Origin of the sequence: Streptomyces botrytidirepellens, assembly GCF_003721215.1 — a bacterium.
Classification (GTDB): domain Bacteria; phylum Actinomycetota; class Actinomycetes; order Streptomycetales; family Streptomycetaceae; genus Streptomyces; species Streptomyces himastatinicus.
The window spans coordinates 1-7,214 of the sequence record NZ_RIBZ01000703.1 but is presented as its reverse complement, the minus strand read 5'-3'; the positions used below and the strand labels follow the sequence as shown (position 1 = coordinate 7,214).

The following is a 7,214-nucleotide window of genomic DNA, read 5'->3' as shown; positions in this document are numbered from 1 at the left end:
GCCCCACCACGCCGCGTCACCACCCCCGCCGTTCCCGCCCGTACGGCCGGGGCCCGGCGGCGGGCCCGCGCGCGGGGGACGGCCGACCGAAGGGGTTCGCGCCGCCGCGCAGCCATCGGTGCGGCCCCACAGCCCCGCGTACCCCAGTACCCCACTCCCGTCGACACTCCCGTCGACCACGGCAGCGCGCACCAGTCCGCCGGTGCAGCGGCGGGACGCCGTCCCGACGCCCGCCCCAACCCCAGCGCCCCCACCGGCGGCCCCGGCCCCCGTCACCCCACCGCACCAGCCGGCGGAGGCCCCCACACCACCCGCCGTGTCCCGGACGGCACGGGCGTCCAGCTCGGCCAAGAACACGGGCACCCACAAACGCACCACCACCACCTCCACCACCACCTCCACCTCCACCGCCACCCAGACCGCCGCGTTCGACGCGCGGGCGCTCACGGAAGGGCAGTTCGACGAGCTGGTGCACCGGCTCATCGGCCCGCTGACCCGGCTGCTGAGAACGGAGTTCCGCCTCGACCGTGAGCGCATCGGCAAGTTGCGCGACCCGCGACGTTGACGACCCGAACGACCCCAACGACAGACCGCACACGAAAGACGTACGAAGGAAGGCCGCCCGCGATGCCCAGTGATCTCGACCCGGGATCCACGATCTTCTTCACCCTCACCATCGACGGCGAGAGCCTGGGGTACTTCAACGGCTGCGAGGGTCTGTCGTCCGAGGTGGAGATCGAGCACCACCAGGAGGGCGGCAACAACGGCTTCGTCTGGCAGTTGCCGTCCCGCGTCACCTACTCCAGCATCCGGCTGACCCGCCCCCTCACGCCCGATACGGCGAAGGTGGCGGCCTGGGTGTCGTCCATCACCACGGGCGTCACCCGCCCCACCGGGCAGATCGCGGCCCTCCGCGCGGACGGTTCGGTGGTGGCCCAGTGGGGGCTGCTGGACGTGCTGCCGGTGCGGTGGCAGGGGCCGTCGCTGGACCCGGCGAGCCCGGCGGTCGCCACGGAGGTCCTGGAGATCACCCACCACGGCTTCACGGATGCGGGGGCGGCGTAGATGGCCACCAACGGCAAGGGCGGCGGCAAGGGCGGAAACCCCGGCGGCAAGGGGGGCAAGGGCGGCAAGGGCGGCGCCGGGAAGAGCCTGGTCCGGGCCTCGCTCGCGATCCATGAGCCGCCGGTCGGGCAGAGCACCACCCCCGGCGGGCTGATCAAGAACTTCGACTTCGACTTCAACCCGGCCCAGCTGACCATGAGCCGCCGCACGGACTGGAAGGCGACGCCGAGCCCGGCGGTGAGGGACGGTGCGCAGCCGGAGTTCATGGGGCCCGAGCCGCGCCGGCTGAGCCTCGACGTCTTCCTCGACTCCTCGGACCAGCCGGACAGCAACGAGGTGCTGAAGAAGGTCGAAGCGCTCTTCTCCTGCTGCGAGGTGACGGCGTCCAGCCTCGCCGCGAAGCAGCCGTCGACCCCGTGGGTGGTCTTCCAGTGGGGGTCGTTCTCCACCGCCCGGTTCACGGCGTACGTGGAGTCCGTGGACGTCACGTACTCCCTGTTCGGCACGACCGGGGTGCCGATCCGGGCCACTTGCCAGGTGAGCCTGCACGAGATTCCGAGCAAGACGAAGGGGCAGAACCCGACGTCCGGCGCGCTCACCGCGCGCCGTGTCCACCGCCTGGTGGCGGGCGATTCGCTCCAGTCGCTGGCGTGGCGGGAGTACGGGGACGCCACCGTCTGGCGGGTGATCGCGGAGACGAACGGCATCGACGACCCGTCCCGTCTCGCGCCCGGCACCGAACTCATCCTGCCCGCCGTCGAGGAGGTGACCGCCTGATGCCGCCGATCTCGTACTCCAGCATCATCCACGTGACGCTGGACGGCACCCCGCTGCATCCCACCGAGGTCGCGCCGCTTCTGGCGGAGGCGTGGGTGGACTTCGGGGCGGGGGTGCCCGGCGCGTTCCAGCTCACCTTCCGCGACCCGAAGCGGACCGTGCTGGGGCTGGCGAAGATCACCATCGGCACCAAGGTGGTCCTGGCGCCCGTCGCCAGCGGCAAGGGGGCGCAGGATCCGCTGTTCACCGGCGAGGTCACCGGGCTGGAGACGGATTACGACTCCACCGGCTGGTTCACCGTCGTCCGCGGCTACGACCTGGGCCACCGCATGCTGCGCCAGCGCCGGGTGGCCGGATACACCGCCATGCGGGCCTCCGACATCGCCAAGCGGCTGATCGGGAAGAGCGGGGTCACCGTGGGCCGGATCGAACCGACCAAGACGACCTACGAGTTCATCACCCAGGACAACGTCACCGACTGGGACTTCCTCGCCCGGCTGGCCGAGGAGAACAAGAAGGTGATGTTCCTGGACGCCAGGGGTGAGTTCCAGTTCGTCAGCCGCAAGAACGCCTCCGGGGCGCCGCCGCCGAGCACGGACGGCGACAAGAGCCCGTTCGTGCTCCACGGCGGCGTTGACGTCCTGCGCTGCCGGGCCTCCGTCACCTCGGCCGACCAGGTGCCCCAGGTGCAGGCGCGCGGCTGGAACGTGCAGGCCAAGAAGGCCATCACCGCCCAGGCGCCCACGACCAGCAATCCGGCCCTCGCCAACGGCACCAAGCCGGGCGCGGGGACGGCGAAGTTCAAGGCGACCAAGCTGGTCGACGCCTCGTTCCCGTACGACCAGCAGGGCGAGGTCGGCCGGGCCGCGCAGGCCCTGGCGGACGACGTGACGTCGGCCTTCGCCGAGCTGGAGGTGACCGTCCACGGCAACCCGAAGCTGCGCGCCGACATCCCGGTGACGCTGCGGGACGTCGGAAAGCCCTTCGACGGCAAGTACACGATGACGGGCGTCCGCCACGTCTTCGAGATGAGCAGGCCGTACACGACCTTGGTGACCGTCAGCGGCCGCCAGTGGCGGTCCCTGTACGGGCTGGCCTCCGGCGGCGAGGCGGCCGCGCCCCGCATGCCGTCCGTGGCCAACGCGATCGTCACCAATGTGAAGGACCCGCTGAAGCAGGGCCGGGTGAAGCTGAAGTTCCCCTGGCTGGACCCGGATTACGTGAGCGACTGGACCCGCACCGTGCAGTCCGCCGGGGTGGGCGGCGGCAGCATCTTCCCGCTGGACGTCAACGACGAGGTACTGGTGGCGTTCGACCGCGGCGCGCTGGACCATCCGTACGTCATCGGCGGCCTCTACAACGGCAAGGACAAGCCGAAGCCGGGCGACGTACCGCTGCACGACGCGCTCAAGGGCAAGGCGACCCGGCACACCGTCGCCGACCGGGAGAACAACCGGCTGGACCTGCTCAGCCAGAAGATCGGCAAGCGCGGGGTGCGGCTGAGCACCGGCAACGACCGGCTCACCATCAACCTGGACCGCACCAAGACCGAGATCAGCGTGGACAGCAAGGGAACCGTCGTCATCAAGGGAACCGGGGCGGTGTCCGTCCAGGCCGGCGGCAATCTGAGCCTGCGGGCGGGCGGCACCATGAACCTGAACGCCGGGGGAGCGCTGAACATCACGGCGGGCGGCGCCCTGTCCGCCACCGCGGGCGCCGCGTTCAACATCAAGGGCGGCTCCGGCTCGATCCAGACCGGGGCCCTGAGCGTGACGGCCGGGGCGGTCAACGTCCTGCCCGCGACGTTCACGATGATGACCCCCGGCGCCATCACCGTCGGGGGCACCTCGGTCGCCCTGACCGGCCTCGTCACGATCAACAGCCACATTCCGGTGGTCGTCTGATGGCCGGGCAGTTCGTCGGCTCCGGCTGGTCCTTCCCGATGCGCATCAGCCCGACCGGGGGCATCGCCCTGGTCAGCGGGGAGCGGGAGATCGAGGAGGCCATCCGGCTCGTGCTCGCGACCGCCCCGGGCGAGCGGCCCATGCGCCCGGAGTTCGGCTGCGCCATCCACGACCTGGTCTTCGCGCCGGTCAACGAGGCCACCGCGGGCCGCATCCAGCACGAGGTGTTCACCACCCTGGACCGCTGGGAGCCCCGCATCGAGGTGCGCGAGGTGGAGGTGACCGCGGGCGACGACCAGGGGGTGCTGTACATCGACGTCCGCTACGTCATCCGCGGCACCAACAACCCGCGCAACCTCGTCTTCCCGTTCTACGTCATCCCGTCCCACGACGACTCCGATCCGTCCTCCTCCGGCCCCGACCACGGCCCCGACCACGGCACCGGCACCGGCGGCGACGGCGGCGGACCGGCCACCGAAAGCGAACGCTGATGGCACTGCCCTCCCCGAACCTCGACGACCGGCGCTTCCAGCAGTTCGTCGACGACGCCAAGCGCTACATCCAGCGGCGCGCCCCGGAGTGGACCGACCACAACGTGTCCGACCCCGGCGTCACCCTGGTGGAAACCGTCGCCCACATGGCCGACCAGATCGTGTACCGGCTCAACCGGATCCCCGAGAAGAACCACCTGGCCTTCCTCGACCTCGTCGGCATCACCCTCTTCCCGCCGTCCGCCGCGCGCACCGACGTCACGTTCTGGCTGTCCGCCCCGCAGGAGGATCCGGTCCGCGTCCCCGTCGGCACGGAGACCGCCACCCTGCGCGCCGACAGCGAGGACTCCGTCGTCTTCGCCACCGAACGCGAACTCACCGTCGTGCCCTGCGAGTTGCGCCACCTCGCCGTGCAGCACAGCGGGGAGCAGGTCACCGACCGCACCACCGACCTCATCGAGGGCACGGACCTGCTGTGCTTCGCCGAATCCCCGGCGCCCGGCGACTGCATGCTGCTCGGGCTCAGCGCCGCCGTCCCGCACTGCGCCGTCGCGCTGCGGCTCGACAGCCGGGTCGACGGCGTCGGCGTCGACCCGCGGCAGCCGCCGCTGGTCTGGGAGGCGTGGACCGCCGAGGGCTGGGTGGAGTGCGAGGTCGACCAGGACACCACCGGTGGCCTCAACCGCCCCGGCGACGTCGTCCTCCACATCCCCGGCGGCCACATCCTCTCCCGCACCGGCCGCAAGGAGGCGGGGTGGCTGCGCTGCCGGGTCACCGAGCCCGAGACCGGCCAGCCCTTCTACACCACCTCGCCCACCGTGCGCTCCGCGGAGGCGTTCAGCATGGGCGGCACCGTTCCCGCCGTCCACGCCGAGTCGGTGTACGACGAGGCCCTGGGCGAGTCCACAGGGCTGCCCGGCCAGCGGCTGCGGCTCGCCCACGCCCCCGTCGTCGGCGACGTGCCCCCGCTCCACCTCCAGGTGGCCGACTTCGCCGGGGACGGGGGCTGGACCGACTGGGACGTCGTCCCGCACTTCGCCGCCTCCGGCCCGTACGACCGCCACCTCACCCTCGACGCGGCGACCGGCGAGATCGCCTTCGGCCCGGCCGTCCGCGAACCCGACGGCACCCTGCGCCAGTACGGTGCCGTCCCGCCCAAGGGCGCCGTGATCCGCGCCCGCCGCTACCGCACCGGCGGCGGGCGCACCGGCAACGTCGCGCGCGGCGCCATCCGCACCCTGCGCGACTCCGTCCCGTACGTCGCCGAGGTCGTCAACCGCGAGGCCGCACAGGGCGGGGTCGACGGCGAGACCGTCGAGGAGGCCAAGGCCCGCGCCCCCATCACCCTGCGCGCCCAGGACCGCGCCGTCACCCTGCGGGACTACGAGGAACTCGCCCGCCGCGCCGCCCCCGAGACCGCCCGCATCACCTGCATCGAGGGCAAGCTGGAGGAGTACGGCTCCTACGCGGTACGCGTCCTCGTCGTGCCCAGCGCCGTCCCCGACCCCGGCGGGCGGCTCCGCTTCGAACAGCTCGTCCCCGCCGACTCCCTCCTCCAGCGCATCACCCGCTACCTGGACGAACGCCGGCTCATCGGCACCCGGCTGGCCGTCGGCCCGCCGTACTACCAGGGCGTCACCGTCGTCGCCACCGTGCACGCCTTCCGCGGCGTCGACGCCGACCGCGTACGGCGCGACGCCCACGACGCCCTCTACCGCCACCTCGACCCCCTCACCGGCGGCGCCGACGGCAAGGGCTGGCCCTTCGGCCGCCCCGTCCAGTCGGGCGAGATCTTCGCGGTGCTCCAGCGCGTCCCCGGCGTCGAGCTGGTGGACGAGGTACGGCTGCACGCCGCCGACCCGCTGACCGGCAAGCGCGGCGACCGCACCGACCGCATCGACCTCGACCCGCCGTCCCTGGTCTTCTCCTACGACCACCGCGTCCGCGTGATCGGGGACGACACATGAGGGGCTCCATCGACGGCCTCGCCTCGTCCTCCCCGCTCGGCATGATGCTGCCCGCCGTCTTCGCCGACGACGACCTCGCGCAGCGCTTCATCGCCGGTCTTGACGAGGTCCTGGCCCCCATCCTCAACGTCCTGGACTGCCAGGAGAGTTACTTCAGCCCCGCCCTCGCACCCGCCGACTTCACCCGCTGGCTCGGCTGGTGGATCGGCGCCGAGACCGACGGCATCGAGGACGACCACCCCGAGGGCGTGGCCCGGCTGCGCGCCGCGGTCGCCGCCGCCGCGTACCTGCACCGCGTCCGCGGCACCCGCTTCGGCCTGGCCGAGACCGTACGGCTCGCCTTCGGCGTCGAACCCGAGATCACCGAAAGCGGCGGCGCCACGTGGAGTGCGCGCCCCCGCGGCCCGTTCCCCGGCGCGCCCCGCCCCCGGCTGCACGTCACCCTGCGCCTCCCGTCCCCGACCCCGGCCGACGAACACCGCCTCGACGAACTCGTCAACGCTGCCCGCCCCGCCCATGTCCCGTACACGGTCCAGGTGACCGCTGCCGAAAGGACCTCCGAGTCATGACCCCCAGACAGTCCTCCGGCGGCCGTGACACCGACGAGCCGACCACCCTGACCTGCGACGAATGCGGCACGCGGTATGAGCCGGGGCAGTCCTTCTGCGACGGCTGCAACGCGGTCCTGCCCGACCGCCCCCCGGCGCCGCGCGCCGCCGCCCCTGCGACGGACCCGCGCCAGGACCGCCCCGCCCAGGAGCCGTGGTCGCACGGTGCGCCGAGCGGCGGTGCGCCGAGTGGCGGCGCTTCGGCCGGTGGCGCTCCGAGCGATGGTGCTGCGGGCGGTGGCGCGCCGAGTGGCGGTGCTGTGGGCGGTGGCGCGCCGAGTGGCGGTGCTCCGAGTGGTGCTGCTCCGGCGGGTGGCGCGCCTGGCCCACACGACCCGGCGACCGCCGCCCCCGGCACACCGGGCCGGACGGCAGCCGACGCGGCCGCCTCGCACGGCCCCG

The 7,214-nt window shown here is 72.7% G+C and carries 7 protein-coding genes and 2 pseudogenes; 8 read left to right on the top strand and 1 reads right to left on the bottom strand.

Features of this window, described 5'->3' with window-relative positions; translation table 11 throughout:
* Positions 1-192: pseudogene (locus tag EEJ42_RS52035) on the bottom strand (hypothetical protein); the annotation flags it as partial.
* A gap of 124 nt (positions 193-316) precedes the next feature.
* On the opposite strand from EEJ42_RS52035, the gene EEJ42_RS36355 reads away from it, so the two are divergent.
* The 8 genes and pseudogenes from EEJ42_RS36355 to EEJ42_RS52030 all read left to right on the top strand — a co-directional run.
* Entirely contained in the window at positions 317-565 is a 249-nt protein-coding gene (locus tag EEJ42_RS36355; RefSeq protein WP_123106464.1) for a hypothetical protein, read from the top strand.
* 62 nt (positions 566-627) lie between these two features.
* Positions 628-1,065 (top strand): phage tail protein, encoded by a 438-nt coding sequence (locus tag EEJ42_RS36350; protein WP_123106463.1) that lies wholly within the window; start codon positions 628-630, stop codon positions 1,063-1,065.
* Positions 1,066-1,842: a CIS tube protein gene (locus EEJ42_RS36345; RefSeq protein WP_123106462.1), complete on the top strand. Its 777-nt coding sequence runs from the start codon at positions 1,066-1,068 to the stop codon at positions 1,840-1,842.
* Positions 1,842-3,746, top strand: coding sequence for a VgrG-related protein (locus tag EEJ42_RS36340; protein ID WP_123106461.1), 1,905 nt, complete (start codon positions 1,842-1,844; stop codon positions 3,744-3,746). Before EEJ42_RS36345 ends, EEJ42_RS36340 begins: the two co-directional genes overlap by 1 nt.
* Positions 3,746-4,237, top strand: a complete 492-nt coding sequence (locus tag EEJ42_RS36335; RefSeq protein WP_123106460.1) for a GPW/gp25 family protein — start codon at positions 3,746-3,748, stop codon at positions 4,235-4,237. The genes EEJ42_RS36340 and EEJ42_RS36335 overlap by 1 nt, the downstream gene beginning before the upstream one ends.
* Positions 4,237-6,204, top strand: coding sequence for a putative baseplate assembly protein (locus tag EEJ42_RS36330; RefSeq protein ID WP_123106459.1), 1,968 nt, complete (start codon positions 4,237-4,239; stop codon positions 6,202-6,204). Before EEJ42_RS36335 ends, EEJ42_RS36330 begins: the two co-directional genes overlap by 1 nt.
* Positions 6,201-6,773 carry a phage tail protein gene (locus EEJ42_RS36325; protein ID WP_123106458.1) on the top strand — a complete coding sequence of 191 codons (573 nt, stop codon included), beginning with the start codon at positions 6,201-6,203 and terminating at the stop codon, positions 6,771-6,773. Before EEJ42_RS36330 ends, EEJ42_RS36325 begins: the two co-directional genes overlap by 4 nt.
* A pseudogene (locus EEJ42_RS52030) lies at positions 6,770-7,214 on the top strand (hypothetical protein); the annotation flags it as partial. The gene EEJ42_RS36325 and the pseudogene EEJ42_RS52030, both read left to right, overlap by 4 nt.

Coding starts and splice junctions, on each gene's coding strand:
- EEJ42_RS36350 (WP_123106463.1), top strand. CDS start 628: ATGCCCAGTGATCTCGACCCGGGATCCACGATCTTCTTCACCCTCACC.
- EEJ42_RS36345 (WP_123106462.1), top strand. CDS start 1,066: ATGGCCACCAACGGCAAGGGCGGCGGCAAGGGCGGAAACCCCGGCGGC.
- EEJ42_RS36340 (WP_123106461.1), top strand. CDS start 1,842: ATGCCGCCGATCTCGTACTCCAGCATCATCCACGTGACGCTGGACGGC.
- EEJ42_RS36335 (WP_123106460.1), top strand. CDS start 3,746: ATGGCCGGGCAGTTCGTCGGCTCCGGCTGGTCCTTCCCGATGCGCATC.
- EEJ42_RS36330 (WP_123106459.1), top strand. CDS start 4,237: ATGGCACTGCCCTCCCCGAACCTCGACGACCGGCGCTTCCAGCAGTTC.
- EEJ42_RS36325 (WP_123106458.1), top strand. CDS start 6,201: ATGAGGGGCTCCATCGACGGCCTCGCCTCGTCCTCCCCGCTCGGCATG.